General features: G+C 60.6%; 25 protein-coding genes. 6 read left to right on the top strand and 19 right to left on the bottom strand.

Going from position 1 to position 26,212, the window contains the following annotated elements:
• Positions 1-58: 58 nt before the first annotated feature.
• Positions 59-763, top strand: coding sequence for a M15 family metallopeptidase (locus tag L598_RS15370; RefSeq protein WP_186445061.1), 705 nt, complete (start codon positions 59-61; stop codon positions 761-763).
• 258 nt (positions 764-1,021) lie between these two features.
• On the opposite strand, the gene L598_RS15365 is transcribed toward L598_RS15370, so the two are convergent.
• The 10 genes from L598_RS15365 to L598_RS15320 form a co-directional block, all read right to left on the bottom strand.
• Complete coding sequence (locus tag L598_RS15365) at positions 1,022-1,813, bottom strand: amino acid ABC transporter ATP-binding protein (protein WP_144863898.1); 792 nt, start codon at positions 1,811-1,813, stop codon at positions 1,022-1,024.
• 26 nt (positions 1,814-1,839) lie between these two features.
• Complete coding sequence (locus L598_RS15360) at positions 1,840-2,496, bottom strand: amino acid ABC transporter permease (protein WP_144863896.1); 657 nt, start codon at positions 2,494-2,496, stop codon at positions 1,840-1,842.
• Positions 2,497-2,498: 2 nt separating this feature from the next.
• Positions 2,499-3,152, bottom strand: a complete 654-nt coding sequence (locus tag L598_RS15355; RefSeq protein ID WP_144863894.1) for an amino acid ABC transporter permease — start codon at positions 3,150-3,152, stop codon at positions 2,499-2,501.
• Between the two features lie 101 nt (positions 3,153-3,253).
• Positions 3,254-4,015 (bottom strand): transporter substrate-binding domain-containing protein, encoded by a 762-nt coding sequence (locus L598_RS15350; RefSeq protein WP_186445060.1) that lies wholly within the window; start codon positions 4,013-4,015, stop codon positions 3,254-3,256.
• Positions 4,016-4,388: 373 nt separating this feature from the next.
• Positions 4,389-5,231: a GNAT family N-acetyltransferase gene (locus L598_RS15345; protein WP_144863891.1), complete on the bottom strand. Its 843-nt coding sequence runs from the start codon at positions 5,229-5,231 to the stop codon at positions 4,389-4,391.
• Positions 5,231-5,974 carry an aspartate/glutamate racemase family protein gene (locus tag L598_RS15340; RefSeq protein ID WP_144863889.1) on the bottom strand — a complete coding sequence of 248 codons (744 nt, stop codon included), beginning with the start codon at positions 5,972-5,974 and terminating at the stop codon, positions 5,231-5,233. The genes L598_RS15345 and L598_RS15340 overlap by 1 nt, the downstream gene beginning before the upstream one ends.
• Positions 5,975-5,987: 13 nt before the next feature.
• Positions 5,988-6,806 (bottom strand): ABC transporter permease, encoded by an 819-nt coding sequence (locus L598_RS15335; RefSeq protein ID WP_144863887.1) that lies wholly within the window; start codon positions 6,804-6,806, stop codon positions 5,988-5,990.
• 1 nt (position 6,807) lies between these two features.
• Positions 6,808-7,728 carry an ABC transporter permease gene (locus L598_RS15330; protein WP_144863885.1) on the bottom strand — a complete coding sequence of 307 codons (921 nt, stop codon included), beginning with the start codon at positions 7,726-7,728 and terminating at the stop codon, positions 6,808-6,810.
• A gap of 65 nt (positions 7,729-7,793) precedes the next feature.
• Positions 7,794-9,098, bottom strand: a complete 1,305-nt coding sequence (locus L598_RS15325; protein ID WP_144863884.1) for a PotD/PotF family extracellular solute-binding protein — start codon at positions 9,096-9,098, stop codon at positions 7,794-7,796.
• 34 nt (positions 9,099-9,132) lie between these two features.
• Positions 9,133-10,221 carry an ABC transporter ATP-binding protein gene (locus L598_RS15320; RefSeq protein WP_144863882.1) on the bottom strand — a complete coding sequence of 363 codons (1,089 nt, stop codon included), beginning with the start codon at positions 10,219-10,221 and terminating at the stop codon, positions 9,133-9,135.
• 257 nt (positions 10,222-10,478) lie between these two features.
• Between L598_RS15320 and L598_RS15315 the strand changes: the two genes are divergently transcribed.
• On the top strand, positions 10,479-11,198 hold the full coding sequence (locus L598_RS15315; protein WP_144864135.1) for a GntR family transcriptional regulator: 720 nt from the start codon (positions 10,479-10,481) through the stop codon (positions 11,196-11,198).
• A gap of 85 nt (positions 11,199-11,283) precedes the next feature.
• Here the strand turns inward: L598_RS15315 and mutM are convergent, their stop codons facing one another.
• Complete coding sequence (gene mutM, locus L598_RS15310; protein WP_144863881.1) at positions 11,284-12,177, bottom strand: bifunctional DNA-formamidopyrimidine glycosylase/DNA-(apurinic or apyrimidinic site) lyase; 894 nt, start codon at positions 12,175-12,177, stop codon at positions 11,284-11,286.
• Entirely contained in the window at positions 12,161-13,402 is a 1,242-nt protein-coding gene (locus L598_RS15305) for a phosphopentomutase (RefSeq protein ID WP_144863880.1), read from the bottom strand. The genes mutM and L598_RS15305 overlap by 17 nt, the downstream gene beginning before the upstream one ends.
• Before the next feature lie 282 nt (positions 13,403-13,684).
• On the opposite strand from L598_RS15305, the gene L598_RS15300 reads away from it, so the two are divergent.
• The 4 genes from L598_RS15300 to L598_RS15285 all read left to right on the top strand — a co-directional run bounded on the left by L598_RS15300 (position 13,685) and on the right by L598_RS15285 (position 16,912).
• Positions 13,685-15,058: a leucyl aminopeptidase family protein gene (locus L598_RS15300; protein ID WP_144863879.1), complete on the top strand. Its 1,374-nt coding sequence runs from the start codon at positions 13,685-13,687 to the stop codon at positions 15,056-15,058.
• A gap of 74 nt (positions 15,059-15,132) precedes the next feature.
• On the top strand, positions 15,133-15,483 hold the full coding sequence (locus L598_RS15295; RefSeq protein ID WP_144863878.1) for a MarR family transcriptional regulator: 351 nt from the start codon (positions 15,133-15,135) through the stop codon (positions 15,481-15,483).
• Positions 15,480-16,340 carry an NlpC/P60 family protein gene (locus L598_RS15290; protein ID WP_144863877.1) on the top strand — a complete coding sequence of 287 codons (861 nt, stop codon included), beginning with the start codon at positions 15,480-15,482 and terminating at the stop codon, positions 16,338-16,340. The genes L598_RS15295 and L598_RS15290 overlap by 4 nt, the downstream gene beginning before the upstream one ends.
• A 95-nt stretch (positions 16,341-16,435) precedes the next feature.
• A complete protein-coding gene (locus L598_RS15285) occupies positions 16,436-16,912 on the top strand; it encodes an SRPBCC family protein (protein WP_144863876.1) in 477 nt (158 codons plus the stop codon).
• Positions 16,913-16,957: 45 nt separating this feature from the next.
• Here the strand turns inward: L598_RS15285 and L598_RS15280 are convergent, their stop codons facing one another.
• From L598_RS15280 to L598_RS15250, 7 genes are all read right to left on the bottom strand, one after another.
• Positions 16,958-17,908, bottom strand: a complete 951-nt coding sequence (locus L598_RS15280) for a glyoxylate/hydroxypyruvate reductase A (protein WP_144863875.1) — start codon at positions 17,906-17,908, stop codon at positions 16,958-16,960.
• A 23-nt stretch (positions 17,909-17,931) separates the two neighbouring features.
• Entirely contained in the window at positions 17,932-19,563 is a 1,632-nt protein-coding gene (locus L598_RS15275) for an ABC transporter ATP-binding protein (protein ID WP_144863874.1), read from the bottom strand.
• A complete protein-coding gene (locus tag L598_RS15270) occupies positions 19,560-20,711 on the bottom strand; it encodes an ABC transporter permease (RefSeq protein ID WP_144863873.1) in 1,152 nt (383 codons plus the stop codon). The genes L598_RS15275 and L598_RS15270 overlap by 4 nt, the downstream gene beginning before the upstream one ends.
• Complete coding sequence (locus tag L598_RS15265) at positions 20,708-21,796, bottom strand: microcin C ABC transporter permease YejB (RefSeq protein ID WP_144863872.1); 1,089 nt, start codon at positions 21,794-21,796, stop codon at positions 20,708-20,710. The genes L598_RS15270 and L598_RS15265 overlap by 4 nt, the downstream gene beginning before the upstream one ends.
• 36 nt (positions 21,797-21,832) lie before the next feature.
• On the bottom strand, positions 21,833-23,701 hold the full coding sequence (locus tag L598_RS15260; RefSeq protein WP_144864133.1) for an extracellular solute-binding protein: 1,869 nt from the start codon (positions 23,699-23,701) through the stop codon (positions 21,833-21,835).
• Positions 23,702-23,766: 65 nt separating this feature from the next.
• Positions 23,767-25,815: an extracellular solute-binding protein gene (locus L598_RS15255; protein ID WP_144863870.1), complete on the bottom strand. Its 2,049-nt coding sequence runs from the start codon at positions 25,813-25,815 to the stop codon at positions 23,767-23,769.
• Positions 25,816-25,989: 174 nt separating this feature from the next.
• A partial coding sequence (locus tag L598_RS15250; protein WP_210245006.1) for a hypothetical protein occupies positions 25,990-26,212 on the bottom strand: 223 nt, incomplete at its 5' end.

The raw sequence follows: 26,212 nt of genomic DNA, 5'->3' as shown, positions 1-26,212 counted from the left end.
CGGCAGGATTTTCCTCTCCAGTATGTCCAAGGCGTCGCGTCCCACAGGAGCCTTGCTGATGACTGAGCAGCCGAACATATACCGCCTTTTGGAAAACCATTTCCTCACCTATCGCGAGCTCGCCTCCGTACCGGTGGAAGACTGCGGCGAAGCCATGGTGCCGATCGGTCCGGAATTCAGCGGGAAGGTGCTGGTCGTGGACGAGCAGATGAAGGCCTATACCGGCGATCGGATCTATGTTCGCGAAGCATTGGTCGATCGGCTGGAAAAGGCTCAGCAGACCCTGAAGACGGTTATGCCCGACTGCGACCTGCAGGTTGTCTATGGCTATCGTCATCTGAATATCCAGACATTCAAGTTCGAAAGCTACAAGAAAACCGTCCTGGAAAGGCAGCCGGAACTGGAAGGCGTGGAGCTGAACGAGACGGTACATCGCTTCAGCGCCGTGCCCGAGGTGGCTGGGCATCCGACGGGAGGGGCGGTCGATCTCCATATCGTCGATGCCAGCGGCAAGCCGCTGCCCTTCGGAACGCCGATCCACAAATATGACGACGATACCTACGTCTTCTCGCCCTTCATAGACCGGGAATCCGCCCGCAACCGTCAGATCCTGCGCTATTGCATGCAGGTAGCAGGCTTCGCACCCTTCGACGGGGAATGGTGGCATTTTTCCTACGGCGACCGGGAATGGGCCTTCTACTATAGTCAGCCGAAGGCGATCTATAGCCAACTCAACTTCTCTTCCGTCGAGACGGCTGCTTAGAGCCGTTCATCTTTAAATGATTGCGGTCTGTTCCTGAATGCCAATGCCTTGGATTCCATTCCGGCTTGGCGGTCTTTTGCGCGCCGGCAGTGTCGAAATCCTTGCACGATATTCATATCGTGCTGCGGTGTCATCCTCGCCGGCTCGCAACATCCCTGCCATCAAACCGCATTCAAGTTTCGGACGTGGCGCGTCAACGACGGCGGCTCTCTACCACTGGTTATAGCCGGCCGCGAGGTGCCTGCCGGCGAGTCCGGTTCAGGCGGCCACGAAATTGTTGCGATCGAAGAAATTCTTCAGGAAGCGCACCAGCCTGGGATTGTCCTTGTTGAGCAGGACATCGCGCGGCTTCCCCTCGACGGCGATCACGCCCTGGTCGATGAAGGCGATCCGGTTGGCCACATGCGCTGCAAAACCCATTTCATGCGTTACCACGGCCATGGTCATGCCCTCGTCGGCAAGATTGCGCATAACCTGCAGAACTTCTCCGACGATCTCGGGGTCGAGTGCCGAAGTCGGCTCGTCGAACAGAATGATATGCGGTTCCTTGGCAAGTGTGCGGGCAATGGCGACCCGTTGCTGCTGGCCGCCGGAAAGCTGGATCGGATAGCTTGAGAGCTTGTCCGCCAGGCCTACCTTCTCCAATGCCGCGGCGCCCCTCTCCCTCGCTTCTTGACGGCTGCAGCCTGCAGTCAGCCAAAGAGGCTTGGCGACGTTTTCGAGCGCCGTCATGTGCGGCCAGAGATTGAAATGCTGGAACACGAAGCCAACATTGCGCCGCGTCTCGGCAATGCGGCTGGAGGACGCCCTTTGCCGGATACCCTGGTTTTCGACATAACCGAGCAACTGGCCCTCGATCTCGATCCGTCCGCCTTCATAGGTCTCCAGGAAAGCCATACAGCGCAACAGTGTGCTCTTGCCCGAACCGGAAGCACCGATGATGCAGGTCACCTGCGAACGCTCAAAGTCGAGCGAGACACCATTCAGGACCGTCGTGCTCCCGAAGGTCTTGATCAGGTTAGAAACCTTGATGATCGTGTTGTCGGACATATGCAGTTCCCTTGCCTGCCGGCATTCTAACGAATGAGATAACGGCTCGCCCGTCGTTCGAGCACGCGGCCTGCCATCGTGACGCATTCCAGCAGAATCCAGTAGAACGCAGCCAATGCGAACAACGTCTCTGCGAAGGCGTAGGTGGTTGATCCGATGCCGTTCAGGACGGCGGTGAGATCGGGGATCGAGATGACAGACAGAATCGCTGTCTCCTTGGTCATGATCACGAACAGGTTCACCAGAGACGGCACGATGATGATCAGCATCTGCGGCAACTCGATATGAACAAGGATCTGGAAGCGATTCAGCCCCGAAATCCGGGCTGCCTCTATCTGGCCGCGGGGGACGGATTCGAAACCGGCTCGAAATATTTCCACAAACTGGGCGCTGCTGTAGATCGTCAGCCCCAAAAGACCGGCTGCAACCGGTGACAGGACGAAGCCGATCGATGGCCCGCCGTAATAAAGCAGGAAGAGCTGGATCAGTAGCGGGACGCCCCGGAAGACCGCGGAATAGCCCCGGATCGCATGCCACACCACACCGATGCTGTTCACCTGGATCGTGGCCAGGAGCAGCCCGAGGGCAAGCCCGGACAGGGTGCCCCCCAGCCACAGTTTCAAGGTCAGGACGAGGCCGTTCAGGATTTGCGGCCAGTTGTCGGTGAGGACGGAGAAATCCATGGCTAGCGCCTCCCCGCCGCCATGCGGCGTTCGAGCCAGCGCCCGCCCGTGGCGACGCTCATCGTGATGACCAGATAAAGAGCCCCGGCAACCGTGTAAAATGTCAGTGGCTGATACGTACTGGAGGCGACGTTCTGGGCCGCCCGCGTCAGGTCCAGCACTCCGACCACAGAAATCAGCGACGAGGCCTTGACCATGGCCACGGCTTCATTGACGAGAGCCGGCAAGGTCAGGCGTACGGCCTGCGGAACCTGAATCCACAACAAGATCTGCCGTCGTGTCAGACCGGAGATCTGTGCCGCTTCGATTTGTCCGTAGGGGATTCCGAGAAAGCCGCCGCGTAGAATTTCCGCCATATAGGCTGAGGTGCAGATGGCCAGGGTGAAGAGAGCGGCCGCCCACGGCGCTACATTCACCCCGAGTACAGGCAGACAATAGAAGGAAATCAGCAACTGAACCATCAGCGGAACGCCGCGCAGGAAGCTGATATAGACGGTCGCAAGGGCTTTAAGGGGACCGATCGTCGACATCCGCATCGCACAGATCAGGACGGCGATTGGAAAACCGACCACGAGGCAGCCCAAGGCATAGAAAAGTGTTGCCTGGATTCCGTCGACGAAGACGGGAAGCGCTTCTGTAAGGAAGAGATCGATCATCGCCTCAAAACGGCATTCATATAGGATTGGTCAGGAAGCGAGGCGATTGAAAGCCCGTCAGACGACCTGCGCAAGGGCCTGACGGGCTTTTGATCTGCGGCTTATTCGAAGGTCGGTCCCTGATCCGGCAGGTCCTGGGCCTTGCCGAACCACTTTTCCTGGATTTTCGCCATGCGGCCATCATGCTTTATCGTCAGCATTGCCTCGTTCAGGAGGTCGAGCAGGGCCTTGGAGTCATCATCCTTGCGACCGAGAAAGCTCGAATAGCTGGTCGCCCCGAAACCCTCGGCGATAACGGCAAAGCTTTCGGGACGCTGTGCGGCTGCGTAAAGGGCATTGTTCGACATGTTGGCGACACCGTCGAGACGGCCGGCGGCAAGGTCCGCATTGGCCTGGCTGTAGTCGACATATTCGGTGACAACAGGTGGCTCCGACAGGGTTGCGGCATAGCTCGCAAGTTCTTTGGAAGCGGTGGCAGCCCGTTGGACGCCGATTTTCTTGCCGGCGATGTCCTCGGGCTTGGCAATGCCATCATAGTCGGTGCGGATCATGATGGTCGTCTGGCTTTCGGAAATAGGGACGAGGAAGCGGAAACGTTCCGAGCGTTCCTCCGTGATTGCAGCCGGACCCGCGACAACGTCATATTTGCCCGCTTCCAGTCCCGGCAGCACGCTGGACCACGGCAGATCCGTGAATTCCACCTTCAGGCCGATTTCCTTCGATATCTCGTTGAAGAGATCGACATTATAGCCCACATGCTGGCCGCCCTGCAGGAAGTCGTAGGGGGGATATTGCATTTCCGTAGCAACCTGCAGAACGCCAGCCGACTTGGCCCGTTCCAATGCATCCTGGGCCTGGGACATTCCTGTCGAGGCGAGAGAGAAAAGAACGGCGGATACCGCCGCAAAAAGCATGGACTTACGGATGAAGTTCCCCTTTGTTGATTTATAAGTCTATACAAAAGGGGGAACGGGATCACCCGTCAAGCCGAAAAATGATGCAGGATTCCAGATTTGCAGGGTCTGCATAATTTATCGGCTGCCCGGCTGGCGAGACAGTCGGCGCCGATCGAATTCGACTTCGTGAAGGAAGGCAAGCGACATCAGCCGAATGCTCCGTCTCTACGCCCGCAAAGCCTGCCGCGGGCGGTCGTCGCAGGCATAAGGTCCGCTTCGGCAACAAGCCGGAAGATGGCGAGTTGCAACTGCGGCCCCTTTGTGCCGCTGAAGTGTATTTCTATCCCAGTTCAAGCGTCGTCACACCGAAAACGCCAGCTTGTTTCGTCTGCTGGACCGGGCCTCGATACATGCGCATCGTCTCAAATCCCATTGACATGCCGCCCGACGACAAAAAGCGGCTGAAGGTCCGGTTTGCCTCGGGCACGTCGATATGAATATTGCCGTCACAGGCTTCCGCGAGCGCACCGAACAGGGCAGTCGCTGCTTCTTCATCTCGCGCAAAGAGCGGGCCGAACTTGAAGCCTTCGCGGCATTGACGGGCGACGCCGTAGCCGCGGACTTCGTCGCTGTCGATGTCCATCAGTGCGACATGCGGAGGTCCAAGCCATGCCTGCAAGAAGGAAGGCCGTGGGGCGGGGAAGAAACGTCGGTCGAAGGCGGCGATGATGGGCAGAAAGTCCGGCGTGATTGGTCGGATGCTGCCGGGCACATCGATCTGCGTTTCGAGGCGGCCGCTGAACCGGAACGTGCGGTAGGCTGGAATAAACCCCATACTGCGATAGTTCGCCTGCTGTTCTCGAACACCGTCGAGACCGATGACGCGTCTCCCCAGCCGCTCCATTCCGGCGTCCCAGACAGCCTTGCCGATCCCCCTGCCGCGCATATCCGGCCGGCAGATATAGAGGCCGATGAAGCCGAAATCCTCTCCGTAGGCGACGGCCGAAATCCCCGCGACCATCTCGCCGCCGACGAAAGCACCGAGAAAGCCCTGCTCGTCGGCAGCGTGGAAGGTTGCCGCATCGTGAAGGCCGGGGTTCCAACCCTCATCAGCCGCCCAGCCGACCAGTATTTCGACCTCGGCCAAGGATAGCGTGCGTATCGTGGCCGCCGTCACGATCATCAGGCGACCGCTCTGCCCGGCGCGAAATCGGCAAGCAAGCCGGCGAAAGACTTTTCTGCGGGCATGGCATACGCACCGCGCTTGCTTGTGGAAAGGCCCAGCGCTAGCAGCGCCTCGGCCTGCTTAACCGCCGCCCCGACCCCGTCGATGACCGGAACGCCGAAATCCCGCCGAAGAGCGCCCGCTAGGTCGGCCATGCCGGCGCAGCCGAGCACGATCGCTTCCGCGTGGTCTTCGTCAAGCGCGCGGGCGATCTCGCTGCGCAGCCTCGTCACCGCTCCCGACGATGGGTCTTCCAACTCCAGAACCGGAATCCCTGCCGCTCTTACCAGCGCCCGCCCGCCCATGCCGTAGCGGTGGACCAGTTCTTCGACCGGCACCAGCGAACGCTCCGACATCGTCACCACGCTGAAGCGCCGAGCGATGAATGCGGCCAGCGTCAGCGCGGCCTCGCAGATGCCGATCACCGGGATAGACGCCATGGCACGGGCGGCATCCAACCCGGTGTCGTCGAAGCAGGCGATGACGGCCGCGGCCGCGCCCCGCCGCTCGCCGCGCGCGATCTCCGCGAGCAGGCCGGGCACGGCGAGCGCCTCGTCGTAATAGCCTTCAATGGAAGCAGGCCCCATGGTCGAGGTGATGGCCTCGATCACTGTCGGCGCGACCGCCGCGGCGCGTGCGGCCGCCGCGATCGTTTCCGTCATCGTTGGCGTAGTGTTGGGATTGACGACAAGAATGCGCATGTCTGGAACCGTCTTAGACGCGCGCACGGCGCCGGCCCAGCCAGACGATGACGCCCAGCATAACGGAGATTACAAGAAAGGAGAACAGCGTCGTCACGGTGCCGAGGGCATAGAGCACAGGCGTGGTGACGTTGGTTGTCATGCCGTAGATTTCGAGCGGCAACGTGTTGTAGGTACCGGCCGTCATCAGCGTTCGCGCGAACTCGTCGTAGGAGAGCGTGAAGCCGAACAGGCCGACACCCACCAGCATCGGTGCGATCATGGGCAATACCACATGGCGGAAGGTCTGCCACGGGGATGCGCCGAGGTCGCGCGCCGCCTCCTCGTAAGCCGGGGAGAAGCGGTTGAACACGGCGAACATAATCAGCACCCCGAATGGCAGCGTCCAGGTCAGATGTGCTCCGAAGGCCGAACCATACCAGGACGGCCGGATGCCGATCTGCTGGAACATGACGCCGATGCCGAGCGAGATGATGATCGACGGCACGACAAGGCTGGCTACCGCCAGATAAAATAGCGGGGTCGCGCCGACGAACCGGCGCCGGAAGGCGAGGCCGGCAAGCAGCGACACCACCACCGTCACCAGCATCACCATGACGCCGAGTGTGAAGGAGCGGCGGAACGAGCCGCCGAAATCGCCCACCGCCTGCTGCTGAGTCAGGTTGCGGAACCAGTGCAGGGACACGCCGTTCATCGGAAAGGTCAGGCCGCCGTTGGGGCCCTGAAAGGATAGGATCAGGATCGCCGATAGCGGCCCGTAGAGGAACAGCACGAACAGGGCGAAGAAGATCGCGAGGACCCAGAATTCGCCAGAGCGTCTTTCTCCGTTCATGTCACAGCTCCTTGCGGATGTCGACGACGCGCAGGATGCCTGCCACCATCATCAGAACGAGCACCAGCAGCACCACCGCGTTGGCGGCGGCAGCCGGATATTGCAGCAGCGACATCTGGTTGCGCATCATCAGGGCGACGGACGCGCTCTGGCCACCGGACATGACCAGCACGGTGATGAAGTCGGCCATTACCAGCGTAACGACGAAAATGGTGCCGATCGCCATGCCGGGCTTGGCCAGCGGAAGGATGACGTTCCACAGAATCTGCCAGCCCGTTGCGCCGGCATCGCGGGCGGCCTCTACCAGCGAGCGGTCGATGCGCATCAGCGTGTTGAAGATCGGGGTGACCATGAACAGCGTGTAGAGATGCACCATGGCGAGCACCACAGCGAAGTCGGAATAGAGCAGCCATTCGACCGGCTCGGAAACAAGCCCCATCTCGATCAGCGTCGAATTGACCAGCCCGTTACGGCCAAGCACGGGTATCCACGAGATCATGCGGATGATGTTGGAGGTCAGGAAGGGCACGGTGCAGACGAGAAACAGCACCATCTGCATAGCGGAGGTGCGGATATGGAAGGTGAGGAAGTAGGCGACCCAGAAGCCGATGAACAGCGTCAGTGCCCAGACAATGACCGCGTATTTCAGCGTGTTGAGATAGGTCCGCCACGTCACCCACGAGCCGAGCGTCTCGGCGTAGTTGGTCAGCACGAAATCGGGATAGAGCCGGGCGAAATCGTAGTCCCAGAAGCTGACCACCACGATCATCAGCACCGGGGCGAGCAGGAAGAAGCCGAGGATCAGCGCCAGGGGCGCGACCTGCAGGTAGGAGGCCAGGGCGGAGAGGGAGAACGGGCGGGCCCGTCCCCTCTGTGCCGCCGGGGCGCCCGTCGCGGCGGAGTCGTCGACTGTCGTCGTCATGGTGCGGCTGCTCCGAGGCCCTTTGCATCGCTGGCGCGCCCCGCAGGGCGCGCCGGGAGTGACGGCTATGCCGCGATAAACTCGTTCCAGCGGCGGACCATGTAGCGGTCCTCGTCCATGACCGAGTTCCAGCAGGCGACCTTGCCCATGCGCTCCTCGAACGAGCCACCGTCACGCACAGCGCCCGCCTTCTCCATCACCTGCCCGTCGGGCGACAGGATGTCTCCCTGCGCCGCTTTGCCCTCGACCCAAAAACCCCATTCGTCGTCGGACATGTACTGCTTCGCCGTCTCCATGGCGGCAGAGTAGTAGCCCTGCCGGTTGAGATAGGCGCCGACCCAGCCGGAAGTATACCAATTGATGTACTCGTAGGCCGCGTCGAGCTTGGCTCCCGACAGATGTGCGGCCAGCCCGAGTCCGCCGCCCCACGCGCGATAGCCTTCCTTCAGCGGCTGGTAGACGCAGGGAATGCCGCGCGAGCGCACCGCAGCGACGGCCGGCGACCACATCGACTGGATAATGACTTCGCCCGACGCCATCAGGTTGACGCTCTCGTCGAACGACTTCCAGAAGGCGCGGAACTGGCCCGCACGCTTGGTCTCGATCAGGAAGTCGATCGTCTTGTCGATCTCCTCCGTCGTCATGTTGCCCTTGTCGGCATAGGTGATCTCGCCAGCGGCTTCCATGATCATCGCGGCGTCCATGATACCGATGGACGGTATGTTGAGGATCGATGTCTTGCCCTTGAATGCCGGGTCGAGAATGTCGGCCCAAGTGGTGATGTCGCGGCCGACGAGGTCGGGGCGGATGCCAAGCGTGTCTGCGTTGTAGATCGTCGGCACCATGGTGAACCATTGGGTAGGCTCGGTCGCGAAGGTTTTGGAATCCTGCGATTCCACGAAGCCGACAGTGTGCGGCGCGGTGCCCTGCGCGATCTCGCTGTCGGGCGTCAGCTTGCCGGTGATGAAGAGCGGGACGAGCTTGTCGTAGTAGGTCAGCTTCGACGTATCCATCGGCTGAATGACGCCGGCCGGGAACACCTTTTTCAGAATCCAGTATTCGATGTCCGCGATGTCGTAGCTGTCCGGCTGGGTGACGGCGCGCTGCGCGGCAGCGTCGGAATCGGTCGCCGTCATCTCCAGAGTGATGCCGAGATCTTCCTTGCACTTCTCAGCGATCGCATTGAGGTTCGACACGCCGGTGCCGAACTGGCGCAGCGTGATCGGATTCTGAGCCCAGATTGTCGGGAAGCCAGTGATGACGCCGGAGCCCGCGGCGAGGCCGGCGGCGGCGGCACCTGTCTTCAAAAGCGAGCGGCGTGTAATTCCCGATGCTCCGATGCCCGGCTCTCCAGATATTTTCTTGGTCATGGCCTGTTCCCCTGTTTTCATTGTTGCGGATGGTTCATGAGTCGAGACGACCGAGGACGATCGCGTCCTCGGCATCCCATGCCAGCGGCACGGTTTCGCCGACCGAGACCGGCTCGGCATAGAAGGCGGCTTCGCCGACGATGGCCGTGAAGTCCTCGATGCCGGCGCCGGCGACCGATAGCTTCACCGACGAGCCGCGATATTCTATGTTGGTGATGATGCCGGTGAAGCCGAGTCCGGGCGCGGACGGCTGCCCGACACGGACGCGATCGGTTCGCACGGCTATATCGACGCCCTCACCGATCTCGCGTGTGCCGCCAATGGCAGCGAATGTGCCGCCGCTATTGACGTCGAGGGTGACGGAATTGTTCATCACCGATGTCACGCGCCCCGAAATGACATTGTGGTTGCCCATGAAGCGGGCCACAAAGGCGGTGGCCGGTCTTGCGAAGACTGTGCGGGGCGCCCCGGCCTGCTCTATGCGACCATCGTTCATCACCACGATCATGTCCGCCAGCGCCATCGCTTCCTCCTGGCTGTGGGTGACGTGGACGAAGGTGATGCCGAGCGAGGTCTGGAGCTTCTTGAGTTCGGCCCGCATCCTGATCTTGAGGAACGGGTCGAGGGCGGAGAGCGGTTCGTCGAGAAGCAAGGCCTCCGGGTCGGTGATCAGCGCGCGGGCCAGCGCCACGCGCTGCTGCTGACCACCGGAAAGCTGTGCCGGACGGCGGGAAGCGTAGGCGTCCATCTGTACAAGCTTCAGCATCTCCAGCGCCTTCGCCCGCCGCTCGTCCTTCGGCACGCCCTTCATCTTCAGGCTGAAGGCGACGTTGTCGATGACGTCGAGGTGTGGAAACAGGGCATAGGACTGGAACATCATCGCCGTGCCACGCCTGGCAGGCGGCAGGTCGGTGACGACCGTATTGCCCAGCCTGATATCACCGGACGAGATATTCTCGTGGCCGGCGATCATCCGCAGCGTCGACGTCTTCCCGCAACCGGAGGGACCGAGAAGACAACAATAGGCGCCGGCCGGAATCTTGAGGCTGATGGCGTGGACGGCCGTCGTCGTGCCATAGACCTTCGAGACGGAGGCAATGTCGATGGCGGCAGCTTTGCTCATATGGCTTCCTTCTGCTTACAAGAAGCAAGCATCACCCGTGCCAATTGAGAGGCGGTGCCTCAACCGATTGATTCGATAGGTTCTTTTGGAAGTTCTCTTCGAAGTTGGGGGATCTGCCCGTGTTGCGATGCACAAATTTTAGGCGATTGTGAGCTATCAATCGCTGGAATCGTATGCAATCTTTGGTGACGTTGCCAGATGCGGCTCTTCCATAGGGCCTGTTTCAGGATAAAAGGAGCCATTCTAACGTGGCCACCATGAACATCGAACACCTCAAGATCATCAGAACCGGTGGAAGCGTGGAGGATCGTGCACAGACCATTCGCGATCATCTGCGCGACGCGATCGTCGACCGGCGTCTGGCGCCTGCCGCGAAGCTTTCCGAAAGCGAGGTCGGCGCGCTGTTCAATGTTAGCCGCACGATCGCGCGAGCGGCCCTGCAGATGCTTGCTTTCGAAGGTCTGGTGCGCATCGAGCGCAACCGCGGCGCGTTCGTCGCCAACCCCTCACCGGAGGAGGCGCGCCAGGTGTTCGCCTCGCGCCGGCTGATGGAGCCCGGAATCGCCGCTGTCGCCTGCGAACGGGCAACAGCGCGCGACATTGAGGCGTTCCGCGTGCAACTCGGCGAGGAAGCACGTTTCATCGGCCAGCGTGGCCCCGCCGCCCGCCGTGCCGAGATCAAGGCGTCCGGCGATTTCCATCTCCTCCTCGCCTCCGTCGCCGGCAATGCTATCCTGCTGCGCTTCATGGAAGAGCTGATCGCGCGCTCATCGCTCGTTATCGCCCTTTACGGCAAATCCGGCGCATCGAGTTGCGGCCATAGTGAGCACGTCGACATTCTGGACGCGCTCGAGGCACGGGACGTTCCACGCATGAACAACCTCATGATTCGTCACCTCGATCATCTCGAAGCCGATCTTGACCTGCGGCTGAAAGAAGGTCTCGGACTGAAGGAAGCCCTCAATCTTCCGGGCTGATCGGCCGAACGCCCTAGGTGCAAGGATGGGTTTCTCACTTTGCACGCGCAATGCCGCCGCGTCATACAAATTGTGGAACAGCCGGCTAACGTTGGCACGCCGGACAATGGAAGGTCGAGCGGCCACTTTGCACGATCCGTTTTATGGTGCCGCCGCATCCCGGCCTGAGGCAAGGCTTGCCTTCACGATCGTACACACTGAAACTGTGCTGGAAATAGCCGAGGGATCCGTCCGCTTGCACATGGTCGCGCAGCGATGAGCCGCCGGCATCGATCGCTTCGGCAATCACTGCTCGGATGGCCTCTGCGAGCCTGTGGCAGCGTTCGGGCGTTCTGCCCGGCCTCCCTGCGATAGATGAGGCCGTGCGCTTCGGCGACAATGCGGCCCGCCAGAGCGCTTCGCATACATAGATGTTGCCCAAACCAGCGATAAGACCCTGATCCATCAGGGCAGCCTTCAGCGGCGCGCGCCTGCCGCGCATGAGGTTGGAAATCAGTTCGCCGTCGAGCGCATTTCCCGTCGGCTCCACGCCAAGCCCGGCTAGCAGCGGATGGGTTTCCAGTTCAGTCATGGTGGAAAGCAGCATGAAGCCGAAACGGCGCGGATCGTTGAAGATGATGCGCGCATCACTGCCGTCCTTGCGGCGCAGATGGAACACGGCATGATCGTGTTTCTCATCCTTGGAGCGGGCATGATGAAATTCGCCGGGGATGTTTTGCCTGTTTCCATGTTCGACGCGGAACGATCCCGACATGCCGAGATGGCAGATCAGCACCGCATCGTCGTCGAGATGAACGGTCATGTATTTGGCGCGCCGGCCTAGGGCGAGGATGTCCCTTCCGGCCAGACGTGCCGCGAAATTCTCCGGAAAAGGAAAGCGCAAATCCGGACGTCTCTGCTCCACCGCAAGGATATGCGAGCCTTCCATGACAGGCTGGAGGCCGCGGCGGATGGTTTCCACCTCAGGTAGTTCGGGCATGGTCGTCCAACTGGTCGAGGAAGGAAGTTCCGTGGCGGCCGGCAGGCAGTCCCAGATGAGCCGCGACCGTCTCGCCGATATCGGCATAGGTCCTGCGCAGGCCGATCGAACGTGGAGCCAATCCAGGGCCGGTACCGATGACGGGAACCCTTTCACGCGTGTGATCGGTGCCCCGCCAGGTCGGGTCGCAGCCATGATCGGCGGTCAGGATGAGCATGTCGCCGTCACGCATCCGTGCCATGGTTTCCGGCAGGCGCCGGTCGAAGGCTTCGAGTGCCGCTGCATAGCCCGCAACGTCGCGTCGGTGACCGTAGAGGGTGTCGAAGTCGACGAAATTGGCGAGGACAAGGTCGCCGTCGCGTGCATCGTCCATGGCCTCGAGCGCCTTATCGAGTAGTGCCATGTTGCCTGACGCCCTGCGGACTTCCGTCACGCCTTTATGGGCGAAGATGTCCCCGATCTTGCCGATGCCGAAGACACGTCCGCCGGCAGCCTCCACGCGGTCGAGCAGGGTGGGTTCGGGCGGCGGCACGGCATAGTCTCGGCGATTGGCCGTGCGCTGGAAAGTGTCAGGTGTTTCCCCCGCGAAGGGCCGGGCGATGACGCGCCCTATGTTGAGAGGATCGACCAGCCGCCGCGCCGTCTCGCAAAGCCGGTAGAGTCGACGGAGGCCGAAATGCTCTTCGTGAGCCGCTATCTGCAGAACGGAGTCGGCCGATGTGTAGCAGATCGGCTTGCCGGAGCGGATATGCTCTTGCCCGAGGCGAGCAATGATTTCGGTGCCGGAAGCATGACAATTGCCGAGAATGCCGGGAATTTCGCCCTGGGTAATCAGCTTTTCGGTGAGCTCCGCCGGAAAGGCCGGAACGATCTCGGGGAAATAGCCCCATTCGAAGGGTACCGGGACAGCGGCGATTTCCCAATGGCCGGAGGGCGTATCCTTGCCGTTGGAAACTTCCTCCGCCGCTCCGAAAAAGCCGGCCGGAATCACATCGGCGGGCAGCGGTCTGCCAGTGGCAATGGCAGCGGCATGTCCCAGCCCAAGCAAGCGCATGTGTGGAACAGCGAGCGGCCCTTGGCGGAGGTTCCCCCGGTCCGCCTCGCCTGCGGCGCAGGCTGCCTCTATGTGGCCGAATGTATCGGCACCGGCATCGCCGAACCGCTCCGCATCGGCCGCGCCACCGATGCCGAAGGAATCAAGAACGAAGAGAAACGCGCGTGCCATGCCGGGATCAGTTTGTCCTGTATTCTCCAAAGACATATGAGGGATGCGGCGGCTTGGCAATTCGGCCCTGCTTGCCGGTGCCGCCTTAGCAGTCTCCGCAGAGGATCTCCTCGCTATCGCGCCCGCGCCCGGTTGCACTTTCGCGGCGATTGATGAACATGCCCCAGACCCTTGTCGGCCCGCTCGGTCAATGACGGCCCGCTGTCGGAGACGAGAAATATTTCCGTTAACTCCGACGAAAGGTAAGACCGCCGTGTCTTTGCAACCAGAGGAAAATTTCTAATGCCCCTTGAGCTGATAGCCCGAAAAAAGAACTCCTGCCTGCCTGTTTTTCTGGTCCGGGGCGACGGGCTGGAAAGGTCGGGAGCAGATGCCGGTGCCTTGTCCTGGGCCAAGGCCAACGGGTTCAAGGGTGACGATGGCAGCCTGCTGACCATTCCAGGGGAGAACGGCGCGCTGGCCGGGGCATTCTTCGGCATGGGTTCAGGAACCGCGGCTTCACCGCTGGCGACCGGGAAGCTTGCGCGGCTGTTGCCGGAAGGCGATTGGCACTTCGCGAGCCGGCCGGATGAAGCGGAGCTGGCCGCATTGGGCCTGGTCCTGGGTGCCTATGCCTTTACCCCCTACGGCAAGAAACAGGGCAGGAATATCCGTTTCGCCGTTCCGGACGGCGCCGACCTTACCCGGATAAAGAGGATTGCGGATGGCGTCTATCTCACGCGCGATCTCATCAACACACCAACCAATGACATGGGACCGGAGGCGCTTGAAAAATCCGTCCGGGAGCTTGCCGACCGGCACAAGGCGAAAGTCTCCGTTGTGAAGGGCGACCAGCTTCTGAAGAAGAATTTCCCGTTGATCCATGCCGTGGGACGAGCCTCGGCGGAAGCTCCCCGACTGCTGGACCTGTCCTGGGGGCCACGCTCCGCTCCGAAAGTAACGCTGGTCGGCAAAGGCGTCTGCTTCGACACGGGCGGTCTCGACATAAAACCGGCAAGCGGCATGCTGCTCATGAAGAAGGATATGGGCGGTGCCGCGAATGTCCTTGGCCTTGCGTCCATGATCATGGAGGCTGGACTCAAAGTGCGGCTGCGCGTCCTTGTTCCGGCCGTCGAGAATGCCATTTCCAGCAACGCGTTCCGGCCTGGCGACGTCTTGACCAGCCGCAAGGGCATCACGGTCGAGATCGGCAATACCGATGCGGAAGGCCGCCTCGTACTGGCTGACGCGCTGGCCCTTGCGGACGAGGAGGCGCCGGAAATGCTGATCGACATGGCGACACTGACGGGTGCCGCCCGCGTAGCATTGGGGCCCGATCTTCCGCCCTTCTACACGGACGACGATGGGTTTGCCGGCGAGCTTGCAATGGCCGCCGATGCGGCTGCCGATCCGCTCTGGCGCATGCCGCTGTGGAAGCCTTACGATCCCAAGCTGCGCTCCAAGATCGCCGATGTGAACAACGTCACCTCCGATGGCTTTGCAGGTTCCATAACGGCCGCACTCTTCCTCCGCCGCTTTGTCGAGAAGGCCAGGCTATGGGTGCATTTCGATATTTACGGCTGGAACCCGAACGAAAAGCCACATTGCCTGATCGGCGGCGAGGCACAGGGGATCCGCGCGCTGGAGCGTGTTCTGAGCGATCGCTACGGTGCTTGACCAGCTTCCGTCTTGCCATCGGATCGTCGGTCGTATTGAATGGTACGGAGCCGAAATGATACCGGATTTCGTCCATGTCTATCTTCATGCGCCCGAGCCAGGCGCTGCGGCTATGGCAGCAAGTGAGTCTCGCCGAAGTCCGGGCCGACACGCCGGATCTGACGATGCGGCAGATGGCGATCCTGCTTACGATCTATCTCGACCCACCGCCGCATACCGTGCGTGGCTTGGCTGCCAAGCTTGGCGTTACAAAGCCCGTCATCACAAGGGCGCTTGATACAATGGGTTCGCTCAAGCTCGTCTCCCGTCATCGTGACGAGCGCGACCGCCGCAACGTGCTGGTCCGCCGTACCGTTGAGGGCGCTCTTTTCGTGGAGCGTTTCGGCGACGTAATCATCGCGAAATCCGCTGAATTGCCGCTATGAAGGTCCTCGACCCGCGTCTTCATGCCTTCCGGGAGGATATCGCCGATGAGCAGTTGCGGGGCCGGGTCGAAGCTGCTCGCTTCGTGGCCGGCCGTCCTGCCCGCATTGTCAGCGCGGTCGCGGACGTGCATGCTGCTCCGGACTTGCGCTCTGGCGTGAATACCCAGTTCCTGCACGGGATGGATGTCACTGTCTTCGAGCAGGGGGAAGAATGGGCCTGGGTTCAGGCGGACTATGACGGCTATGTGGGCTATGTCCTGACACGAAGTCTGGGCGAGCAGGGTCCGTCCGCAACCCATATTGTCCAGGCCGCCCGCACCTTCGTCTATCCCGAGCCGGAATTGAAGCTGCCGCGCGCCGGCGAGCAATCCATGGGCGCACTCGTCACGATTGTCGACTTTTTCGAAAAACGTGGAACGCGATACGCCATCCTGCCGGACGGCGCGGCGATGATCGCCAGCCATCTGAAACCGATCGGCGAGGCAGAAGAGGATTACGTTTCCGCAGCCGAAAGGCTGATCTACGCGCCCTATCTCTGGGGCGGTACCAGCGGCTTCGGCATAGACTGTTCCGGCCTCGTGCAATTGGCTATGCGCATGGCAGGCAAGGTCGTGTTGCGCGATTCCGACATGCAGGCGGCCTCGACCGGGGAGGTGATCGAGCCGGGAAGGGATTACGCCGGGCTTCGGCGTGGCGACCTCGTTTTCTGGAAGGGGCATGTTGCGATCATGGCGAGCGCGACAGAGGTCCTCCATGCCAATGGCTCAACAATGATGGTGTCGCACGAGCCGCTGTCATCTGCGATCGGCCGTATCGAGCCGCTTTTTGGAAAGCCCATCGTGTTTCGCCGCCCGTGATGCCACGGCGGCGACCGCAAAAATTTGCAGGAGGTGTCGGGAGGACGGCCCCTCGATCGTCCTTTTGGCCGAACGACTGAAAAGGAGATGGGAAGATGACTGCAAATGCCGATACCAATCCCGGACACGAGCTCGTTCTTACGCGCATCATCGACGCGCCACGCGAGAAACTGTTTCGCGCCTGGACCGATCCGGAGCTGATGAAGCAATGGTTCGTGCCCCGGCCCTGGACGCTGTCGAAAGTGGAGATCGACGTGCGTCCCGGAGGCTCCAGTCTGGTTGTCATGCGTGACCCCGAGGGTAACGAATATCCCAATCCCGGCGTCTATCTGGAAGTCGTGGAGAACGAGAAGCTGGTCTTCACGGATGCCTATACCGAGGCGTGGATGCCGTCCGGCAAGCCGTTCATGACGGCGATCGTCACATTCGAGGACGAAGGGGGCAAGACGCGTTACACGGCTCGCGCACGCCATTGGACGGCGGAAGATCGCGAAACCCACGAGAAGATGGGTTTCCACGAGGGCTGGGGCCAATGTGCCGATCAGTTGGCGGAACTCGTTGCCAGGATCTGACACCTGCAGGCGTAGGGATGGCCGCATGGGCCAACCCTACGGCGATCAATAACCCTCTTCCCGGTTCACCACGTTCCGGAGCGGTTCGCCCCGTTCGAAGGCGGTCATCTGCTCGAGAATCAGCGGGACAAGATGATGGGGGTCGGAAGTCGCCGCCGCATGAGGGGTGACAAAGACTTTCGGATGTGTCCAGAAAGGGCTTTCGGGCGGCAGGGGTTCTTCCTCGAAAACGTCGAGACTTGCCTCCTTGAGAATGTCATCGTCCAGAGCGCGAAGGATGTCGTCGCCGCGTTGCAGCTTGCCCCGGCCGGCATTGATCAGACACGGGCCGCCAAGCTCTCCGTCGCGGCGGAGCTTGCCGAGCAGATCGTAGTTCACGATTCCCTCGGTTGCCGTCGTATAGGGCAGCAGGACGACAAGGATATCCGTGGCGTTGAGGAACGGCGTCAGGCCCTTTTCGCCGTGCCAGGTGGTCACTCCATCCATCCGGCGCTCCGTCCGGCTCCAACCGTTGACCTGAAAGCCCAACGACAGCAGGGCTTTCGCGGCAGCGCGTCCAAGCTGGCCCAAGCCCATTATGCCCACCGACACGTTTTCTGCTGGCGGTTGAGGGGGTTCACGCCAGAGTTTCCGATTCTGATGCGAGCGGTAAAGGGCGCCCTGGCGATGATGATCGAGCACTCGCCATACCACATATTCTGTCATGTGCTGCGTGAGATTGTCGGCCACCATGCGGACGATTGGCACATCCGGCAGATCAGGATCGGCAAATATATGATCGACACCCGCGCCGATCGAAAAGATGGCCTTGAGATAAGGCAGGCGCGCGAGCAGGCCGGGAGGCTGCTTCCAAACGACCGCATATTCGATCGTCGGATCGTCGTCGCCATCCGGTTCGAGCACGACGGGACGCTCCGCGGACAGGAGATCGTACCAGAGTTGCGGCCGGAAACCGGTAGTCGAGAGCAGGATTCGGCCGCCGGGTCTGTCGTTCATGCACCTTCTCCGGAAAATCTGCGCTATTCGCTTACGACGCCGCGTGGTGCCGTGGCAATGTCGAATGCGGCGGCAATCAGAGCGCGCGTATAATCGGTCTGCGGATTCTCGAATACCTGCTCGGCCGTGCCAGTCTCGACAACCTTCCCGTCACGCATGACAATGACATTGTTGGCGAGCGCGCGCACCACCTTCAGATCATGGCTGATGAACAGATAGGCCAGATCGTGCTTCTGCTGCAGGTCGCGGAGAAGATCCACCACCTGCGCCTGTACACTCATATCCAGTGCTGAGGTGGGTTCGTCCAGCATGACGAAGCGCGGCTTCAGAACCATGGCGCGCGCGATCGCGATGCGCTGGCGCTGGCCGCCGGAAAATTCGTGCGGATATCGGAAACGCGTTGCCGGATCGAGGTCCACCTCTTTCAGGACATCCACCACCATGCGGTCACGCTGTTCCTCCGAAAGCTTCGGCTGATGAATGCGCAGTCCTTCCTGGATGATCTCGGCAATCGACATGCGCGGGCTGAGCGAGCCATAAGGATCCTGAAAGACGATCTGCAATTCGCGCCTGAGCGGCCGCATCTGGCGGAAGGAAAGCGCGCCGATATCCCTGCCAGTGAAGTTGATCCTGCCTTCGGAGGAGATCATCCTGGCAAGGGCGAGACCGAGGGTCGTCTTGCCTGAACCGGATTCGCCCACGACGCCGAGCGTCTGTCCCTCGCGCACCGTGACGTCGATACCGTCGACGGCCTTCACGTGGTCCATGGTGCGGCGGAAGAACCCCCTCTTGATCGGGAACCAGACCTTGATATCCCGGCCTTCCATCACCGTGTCAGCGCTGTCGTCGGCTTTGGGGGGGTGGCCCTTGGGCTCGGCGGCCAGGAGATGGCGGGTATATTCATGCTGCGGGTTGTCAAAGATCTCCCGCGTCGGCCCGGTCTCCACGATCCTGCCTTCAGTCATGACACAGACGCGATCGGCGATCTTGCGCACGATGCCGAGGTCATGGGTGATGAACAGCATCGACATGTCGTTCTTCTTGCGCAGCTTCGCCAGAAGCTCCAGAATCTGTGCCTGGACCGTTACATCCAGCGCGGTGGTGGGCTCGTCCGCGATTAAGAGTTCCGGTTCGTTGGCGAGCGCCATGGCGATCATCACACGCTGGCGCTGACCGCCCGAGAGTTGATGCGGGAAGGCATCGAGCCGCTTCTCCGGATCGCGGATGCCGACTTCCTTCAGGAGTTCGAGAGTGCGCGCCCGCGCCTTCGCATCGCCCATGCCCTGGTGGATCTTCAGAATTTCGCCGACCTGCCGCTCGATTGTGTGCAGCGGGTTGAGCGAGGTCATCGGCTCCTGGAAGATCATGGTGATCTTGTTGCCGCGTATGCGGCGCAACTCCCGCTCGTCGCGGGAAAGCAGATCCTTGTCACCATAGAAGATGCTGCCGGATGGATGGCTTGCCGCCGGATAGGGCAGGAGTTTCAGCACAGAAAGTGCAGTAACGGATTTGCCCGAGCCTGATTCACCGACCAGCGCGACCGTCTCGCCACGCCCGATATCAAAGGAAACGCGATCCACCGCAAGTGTCTCCCGTCCTTCCTGATGAAAGGCAACCGTGAGATCGCGAATCGAGAGGAGAGGTGCATTTGTCATCTGAACGCCTTGCGCGGATCGAAGGCATCACGGGTCGCTTCGCCAATGAAGATCAGAAGCGAAAGCATGATCGACAGGGACAGGAAGCCTGAAATGCCGAGCCATGGCGCATTGAGGTTGCGCTGGCCCTGCCGCAGCAATTCTCCGAGCGAGGGCGAACCGGGCGGCAACCCGAATCCCAGGAAATCGAGCGAGGTGAGCGTCGTGATCGAACCGTTCAGGATGAAGGGCAGGAATGTCAGCGTCGCCACCATGGCGTTGGGAAGGAGATGCCGGAACATGATCGTGCGGTTCGGTACGCCGAGCGCGCGGGCGGCGCTGACATATTCGAAATTGCGCGCTCGCAGGAACTCGGCTCGCACCACACCGACAAAGGCCACCCAGGAAAACAGGAGCATGATGCCGAGCAGAATGAAGAAGCCCGGCGGCAGCACGGCGGCGATGATGAGGATGAGATAGAGAACCGGGATAGACGACCATATCTCGATGAATCGCTGGAAAAGAAGATCTGTCCAGCCGCCGAAATAACCCTGAACCGCGCCGGCCGACACGCCGATGACGGCCGAAAGCGCCGTCAGGATGAGGCCGAACAGCACCGATATGCGAAAGCCGTAAATGATGCGGGCGAGCACGTCCCGGGCCTGGTCGTCGGTTCCGAGCCAGTTCCAGTTGCCGGGGGTGCAGTTCACATCGTTCACCCCTTCCGGATAGCGCGAACAGCGTGTTTCCTTGTCATAAAGCCAGGAGGGCTTTGCGGGGGCCGCCTGGGGGATTTCGTTATTGACCGTCCGGTAGGAATAGCGGATCGGCGGCCATATCATCCAGCCATTTGCCTCGATCTCGTCCTGAATCACCGGATCGCGATAGTCGGTGACGGCGAGAAAGCCGCCGAATTTCTGTTCCGGGTAATCGATCAATACGGGAAAGAGGAGTTCACCGCGATAAGAGGCGACGATGGGCTTGTCGTTTGCCAGGAATTCCGCGAACAGGGAAAGCACGAACAGGACCAGGAAAACCCAAAGCGACCAGTAGCCACGCCGGTTTGCCTTGAAGTTGCGCCAACGCCGCTGGTTGAGTGGCGAAAGCCAGGGGCGCGCCACTTTTTCCCGAACCAGTTCGACCTGTGCCTTGGATTGGATATCGCTCACCCGACATCCCTCCGCTCGAAGTCTATGCGCGGATCGATCATCGTATAGGTGAGGTCCGAGATCAGACTGACGATCAGCCCGATCAGCGAGAAGATATAGAGATTGGCAAACACCACCGGGTAATCGCGGTCAAGCACCGAGCGAAAGCCGAGCAGACCGAGGCCGTCGAGCGAGAAGATACTCTCGATCAGGAGCGAGCCCGTGAAGAAGGCCGAGATGAAGGCGCCTGGAAAGCCAGCGATGATAAGAAGCATCGCATTACGGAAGACATGGCCGTAGAGCACCTGCCGTTCCGACAAACCCTTGGCTCGCGCCGTGATCACATATTGCTTGCGGATCTCGTCGAGGAAAGAGTTCTTTGTAAGAAGCGTCGTCGTGGCGAAGGCGGACAGCACCATGGCCGTCAGCGGAAGCGTCAGATGCCAGAAATAGTCGACGATCTTGCCCCAGAGCGACAGTTCGCTCCAATTCTCGGAAGTAAGGCCCCGCAACGGGAACCAGTCGAAGAAGGAGCCGCCGGCAAACAGCACCATCAACATGATGGCGAAAAGGAAGCCGGGAATGGCATAGGCGACGATGACAACGCCGCTGGTCCAGATGTCGAAGGTGGAGCCGTCCTTTACCGCCTTGCGTATGCCGAGGGGGATCGAGATCAAATAAGATATAAGGGTGATCCAGATGCCGAGAGAAATGGATACCGGCATCTTCTCCAGGATGAGATCGATGACGGAGATATCGCGGAAATAGCTCTCGCCGAAATCGAAGCGGGCGTAATTCCACAGCATCAACAGGAAGCGTTCCAATGGCGGCTTGTCGAAGCCGAACTGCTTTTCCAGATCGGCGATGAACTGGGGATCGAGGCCTTGTGCGCCGCGATAGGTGGAATCGGTGGTGGCGAAGTTCTGGTTGCCGATATCGGCTCCGCCGCCTGAAATGCGATCGCCTCCACCCTGTCCGGTCACTTCTGCAATGACCTTCTCGACAGGTCCGCCGGGAGCAAACTGTATGACGATGAAAGAGACGGTCATGATCCCGAGCAAAGTCGGGATCATCAGAAGAAGCCGGCGAAGAATATAGGCTCCCATCAGCCTGTCGCCTCGTTGCTGTCAGTCACGTGGCTGTTACCCCTTGCCAATCGCCTTGGCTTTTTCTTCGTCGTACCACCACATCGCTTCCACCGGGAAACCGTAATCCGGCTTCGGCTCCTTGAAGCCGAACATATCCCAATAGGCTGCCCGGTGATTCGCCGCATGCCAATTTGGAATCCAGTCGCGTCGCGCGCGCAAGACCCGGTCCAGCACACGCAACACCACAGTCAGCCTGTCGCGGGTTTCTGCGCGGCCTGCCTCGTCGAGCAAGGCGTCGACTGCCTCGCTCTTCGTTCCTGGAAGGTTGCGGGTGCCCGGGATGTCTGCTGCGCGCGAGTGACAGAAACGCTGCAATTCGTCACGCGTAGGCGTGGCACTGAACGAGGCGGCGATAACGACCATGTCGAAATCGAAGTCGTTGATGCGCGCCTGATACTGCGACGGGTCCACCATGCGGATGGTGGCGGCTATTCCGACGGCGCGCAGATTCTCGACAAAGGGCGAATAGACCCGGACGAAAACATCGTCATGGACGAGCAGTTCGAGCGTCAGTTGCCGCCCCTCGCGATTGACCACAAATTGCGGGTCGGGAAGCTGTTCGCCCAGGCCGACAAGATTGAGTCCGCGCTCCCACAGGCTCGGCGCTTCGGGGCGCACCCAGCCTGCCTGCGCCAGCAGCTCGCTAGCCCGCTGCAGCAGTTTGCGATCCCTGCCGGAACCATCGGATTCCGGCATCGTGACCGGTTCGCCGAAGGCTTCCTGGGGGATTTCGCCCGGCAGGCGCGCGAGCAGTTCGACCTCCTCGGGTGAAGGCGCGCCTTCTGCCTTGTAAGCGGAGCGTTCAAACGTCGATTGCGACCGTTCATAGGCGTCGTAAAACAGATTGCGGTTCGTCCATTCGAAATCGAAACAAAGCGCGATGGCTTCGCGAATGCGCGGATCGCGAAAACGCTCCCGCCGCTGGTTCACCGCCCAGGCCTGCATGGAAGGGTTCAATTCATTCGGGAATTCGCGCTTGACGACCTTTTTGTCGGTGACTGCCGGGAAGTCATAGTCCTGCGCCCAAAGCCGTGAGGTGAATTCCTGCCGGTAGTGTACGTTGCCTTTCTTGAAAGCCTCGAAGCCCGCATTGCGATCACGGTAGAATTCAATACGGATGCGATCGAAATTATTGAGCCCGCGATTGACCGGCAGATCGCGTCCCCAATAATCGTCAACGCGTTCATACTCGATCGACTGACCGGCCGAGAACCGGCCCACTCTGTAGGGCCCCGAACCAAGCGGGGGCTTTAGTTGTGAGCTGTCGAAGGGGTTTTCCGTGAAAAAGGCCTTCGAGAGGATCGGAAACAGCACGATATCCAGAATCGTTCGGGAAGCCTGCTTGCCGTTGAAGGCGATATAAAAATCATGCTCACTGAGGGCGAGGGCGTCCGTCATTTCGGTCAGAGGCAGAAGAAGGCTCGGATGGCCCTTCTCCTTGAAGAGCTTGTAGGTAAAGGCGACATCTTCGGCTGTCAGGGGCGTTCCATCGTGGAAACGAGCTTCCGGACGCAGGCGGAACGTGAAGGCGTTTCCGTCGCCGGAAATCGTCACGCTTTCCGCGAGAAGGCCGTAGACGGCATCGGGTTCATCCAGAGACCGGGTCATCAGGGAATCGAAGCACATCTCCATGCGCGGCGGTGCATCGCCGGTACGCACGAAAGAGTTCAGCGTATTGAAGCTGAGCACGTTCTGGTTGAAGCCCCAGTTCGGAGGGGAAAAATTGAACATGCCGCCTTTCGGTGCTTCCGGGTTCACATAGTCAAAATGTGTGAAGCCGGGGGCATATTTCAGGTCTCCGAAGGCGGACATGCCATGCAGCGGAACGCCCGCCTCCAATGCGCGGGCGCGCAGGGGGAGCATGGCAACCGCGACCGCAGATGACGAAAGAGCCAGAAATGCGCGGCGGGAGAACAACGTCGCGCGCCTCAATTCCTTCCTCCGTATTTCCTGGCCAGAGCCTTTTCTTTTTCTTCATCGACCCACCAGGATTCGATGTCGACACCGATATAGGAAGGCTGCCCGTCGGGAATGCCGAATTTGTTCCAATAAGCGACCCAGATCTCCGGCAGATGCCATTGGGGGATCATATAATAGTTCCACAACAGGACACGATCGAGGGCATGGGTTGCTGCGACGAGCTCTTCCCGGTCCTTGGCATAGATCACCCTTTCGATCAGCGCATCGATGGCTTCGTTCTTGATCCCGGCGAGGTTGCGCGAGCCGGGAGTGTCTGCCGCTTCGGAGCTCCAGAAGTCGCGCTGCTCGTTGCCGGGCGATTGGGATTGTTGCAGGACGGTCGTCAGCATGTCGAACTGGAAGTTGCGATAACGGTTTATGTATTGGTTGGTATCGACGATCCTGAGGGAGGCGTCGATGCCAAGCCGCCGCAGATTCTCGATATAAGGCGCCGTCACGCGATTGGCGGTCGGGTCGTTGCCGAGGAACTCGATCGTGAAACGCTTGCCTTCCTCGTTTATGCGGAAGCGTTCGTCGGGCAAGTCCTCACCGAAGCCAATCCAGGCGGCGAAGCGCTGCCACAGACTTGGATCAGGCGGCAGGTTCCAGCCGGCTTCGGAAAGAAGCTGGTGGGCACGTCTCAGATAGTCACGCGCCGCTTCCGGCTTGTCATAGACCGGCAGCTTGAACTCCTCGGTGAAGACTTCTTCCGGGACCTTGTCCTTTACCGTATTCAGGATCTCCAGTTCGAGCCCTTCCGGCAATCCGCCCGAAGCGAGCTCCGAACCTTCGAAATAGCTGTCGGTACGGGTATAGGAATTGTAGAAGAGCGTGCGGTTCATGCTTTCGAAGTCGAAGGCAAGGGTAAGCGCCTCGCGGACGCGCCTGTCCTGGAATTGCGGGCGGCGCGTGTTCATGACGAAGCCCTGCATGGGTTCGCCGGAATTCGTTTCAAACTCTGCCTTGAGAACGTCCTTGGCTTCGAAGGCGGGAAAGTTGTAACCGGTCGCCCAGCGCTGCGATCGGTTTTCCATGCGGATGTCCTCGAACCCGCCTTTCGTGAAGGCCTGCCAGGCTGCATTGTCGTCCTGGAAATAGACGTATCTGCGACGGTCGAAATTGTAGCGGCCTACATTTACCGGCAGGTCGGCAGCCCAGTAGTCCTCCACACGCTTCCAGACGATCTCCGAGCCAGGCTTGAAACTTTCAATGGCATAGGGTCCTGATCCAAGTGGCGGCTCGAGCGTAGGCTGGCTGATATCGCGCTTCCTGCCCGAAGAATCCGTCCCTTCCCACCAGTGTTTCGGCAGTACGGCGAGATCGCCCATGATATGCGGAAGCTCGCGGTTTCCCGTCTGGTTGAAGCGGAATTCCACCTCGCGATCGGAAACGGCCACGGCCTCGGTCACATTTGCATAATATTGGGTGTAAAGTGGGCTTTGCTTCTTCAGAACGTTGAAAGACCATACGACATCTTCCGCCGTGATCGGCTTCCCGTCATGCCACCGGGCCTCCGGGTTGAGGCGGTAGGTCGCAGATGAATAATCTTCCGGATAGGTGAAGGCTTCAGCGATCAGCGCGTGGCTGGTGCCTGCCTCGTCCGTCGACTGCTGCATGAGCGTGTCGTAAAGAATGCCTCCGAAGCCGGATAGGCCAGCGGCGGGCGTGCCGCGCACGACAAAGGGATTGAAGCTGTCGAAGGTGCCGATCGTGCTCGAATTGAGCGTACCGCCCTTTGGAGCCTCGGGGTTCACATAGTCGTAGTGCTCGAACGCCTGGGTCTCGATATCCGGGTCGATGAGCGAGGAGGATATGCGCCATTGGCGGGTGTCGGTGCCGTCGGCTTCCGCATCGTTCCCTCCATCCTGTCCCACGGGGGGCGGCGTGGTGGCGGCTTCCTGGACGGTTGGTGCCTGCCCGGCTCCACTCTGCTGCGCTGCGGCGAAGCAGACACCTCCCGCGATGACAATCGCCGCAAACGCGAGTTTTTTTGTTGCGTCGCGGAAAACCCTTGCCATCTGGTACCTCTTTGCGTCGGATCGAATCTCGATACACACTAGGTCCTGACCCTAGAGATTTGCGTGCCGAATGAAACCGCCTGCCGCGAACGGTCGCAGCCACGGTTGAATCACAGCCAACAAAAAAGCCGGGAGAACCCGGCTTTTTCAAGATTTGGCGACATTAAATCTTTGTCACTCATTGGCCGCAGGAGCCTGCTCTTCGCGCGGAGCGTCGGTCTCTTCCCCGCTCGAGGGCGAGGTCTCCGACTGCGGCTCGCTTGCAGCATCACCGTCCTCGGCAGGAGCAGCCTGCTCATCCTCCGCCGGTGCGGCTTCCTGATCCTCTTCCGCCGGCGCAGCACCCTCATCGGCAGGAGCCGCCTCTTCACCTTGCTCGGCCGGAGCAGCACCTTCT

The sequence above is a fragment of the Mesorhizobium sp. J18 genome (genome assembly GCF_007829525.1).
Taxonomy (GTDB): domain Bacteria; phylum Pseudomonadota; class Alphaproteobacteria; order Rhizobiales; family Rhizobiaceae; genus VLJP01.
Note: the sequence above shows the minus strand (reverse complement) of the source record. Positions and strands in the feature narration are given on the sequence as shown.

Excerpts from the sequence above, each read along its gene's own strand:
- L598_RS15370 (WP_186445061.1), top strand. The coding sequence starts at position 59 with ATGACTGAGCAGCCGAACATATACCGCCTTTTGGAAAACCATTTCCTC.
- L598_RS15365 (WP_144863898.1), bottom strand. The coding sequence starts at position 1,813 with ATGTCCGACAACACGATCATCAAGGTTTCTAACCTGATCAAGACCTTC.
- L598_RS15360 (WP_144863896.1), bottom strand. The coding sequence starts at position 2,496 with ATGGATTTCTCCGTCCTCACCGACAACTGGCCGCAAATCCTGAACGGC.
- L598_RS15355 (WP_144863894.1), bottom strand. The coding sequence starts at position 3,152 with ATGATCGATCTCTTCCTTACAGAAGCGCTTCCCGTCTTCGTCGACGGA.
- L598_RS15350 (WP_186445060.1), bottom strand. The coding sequence starts at position 4,015 with ATGTCCCAGGCCCAGGATGCATTGGAACGGGCCAAGTCGGCTGGCGTT.
- L598_RS15345 (WP_144863891.1), bottom strand. The coding sequence starts at position 5,231 with ATGATCGTGACGGCGGCCACGATACGCACGCTATCCTTGGCCGAGGTC.
- L598_RS15340 (WP_144863889.1), bottom strand. The coding sequence starts at position 5,974 with ATGCGCATTCTTGTCGTCAATCCCAACACTACGCCAACGATGACGGAA.
- L598_RS15335 (WP_144863887.1), bottom strand. The coding sequence starts at position 6,806 with ATGAACGGAGAAAGACGCTCTGGCGAATTCTGGGTCCTCGCGATCTTC.
- L598_RS15330 (WP_144863885.1), bottom strand. The coding sequence starts at position 7,728 with ATGACGACGACAGTCGACGACTCCGCCGCGACGGGCGCCCCGGCGGCA.
- L598_RS15325 (WP_144863884.1), bottom strand. The coding sequence starts at position 9,098 with ATGACCAAGAAAATATCTGGAGAGCCGGGCATCGGAGCATCGGGAATT.
- L598_RS15320 (WP_144863882.1), bottom strand. The coding sequence starts at position 10,221 with ATGAGCAAAGCTGCCGCCATCGACATTGCCTCCGTCTCGAAGGTCTAT.
- L598_RS15315 (WP_144864135.1), top strand. The coding sequence starts at position 10,479 with ATGAACATCGAACACCTCAAGATCATCAGAACCGGTGGAAGCGTGGAG.
- mutM (WP_144863881.1), bottom strand. The coding sequence starts at position 12,177 with ATGCCCGAACTACCTGAGGTGGAAACCATCCGCCGCGGCCTCCAGCCT.
- L598_RS15305 (WP_144863880.1), bottom strand. The coding sequence starts at position 13,402 with ATGGCACGCGCGTTTCTCTTCGTTCTTGATTCCTTCGGCATCGGTGGC.
- L598_RS15300 (WP_144863879.1), top strand. The coding sequence starts at position 13,685 with ATGCCCCTTGAGCTGATAGCCCGAAAAAAGAACTCCTGCCTGCCTGTT.
- L598_RS15295 (WP_144863878.1), top strand. The coding sequence starts at position 15,133 with ATGTCTATCTTCATGCGCCCGAGCCAGGCGCTGCGGCTATGGCAGCAA.
- L598_RS15290 (WP_144863877.1), top strand. The coding sequence starts at position 15,480 with ATGAAGGTCCTCGACCCGCGTCTTCATGCCTTCCGGGAGGATATCGCC.
- L598_RS15285 (WP_144863876.1), top strand. The coding sequence starts at position 16,436 with ATGACTGCAAATGCCGATACCAATCCCGGACACGAGCTCGTTCTTACG.
- L598_RS15280 (WP_144863875.1), bottom strand. The coding sequence starts at position 17,908 with ATGAACGACAGACCCGGCGGCCGAATCCTGCTCTCGACTACCGGTTTC.
- L598_RS15275 (WP_144863874.1), bottom strand. The coding sequence starts at position 19,563 with ATGACAAATGCACCTCTCCTCTCGATTCGCGATCTCACGGTTGCCTTT.
- L598_RS15265 (WP_144863872.1), bottom strand. The coding sequence starts at position 21,796 with ATGGGAGCCTATATTCTTCGCCGGCTTCTTCTGATGATCCCGACTTTG.
- L598_RS15260 (WP_144864133.1), bottom strand. The coding sequence starts at position 23,701 with ATGCTCCCCCTGCGCGCCCGCGCATTGGAGGCGGGCGTTCCGCTGCAT.
- L598_RS15255 (WP_144863870.1), bottom strand. The coding sequence starts at position 25,815 with ATGGCAAGGGTTTTCCGCGACGCAACAAAAAAACTCGCGTTTGCGGCG.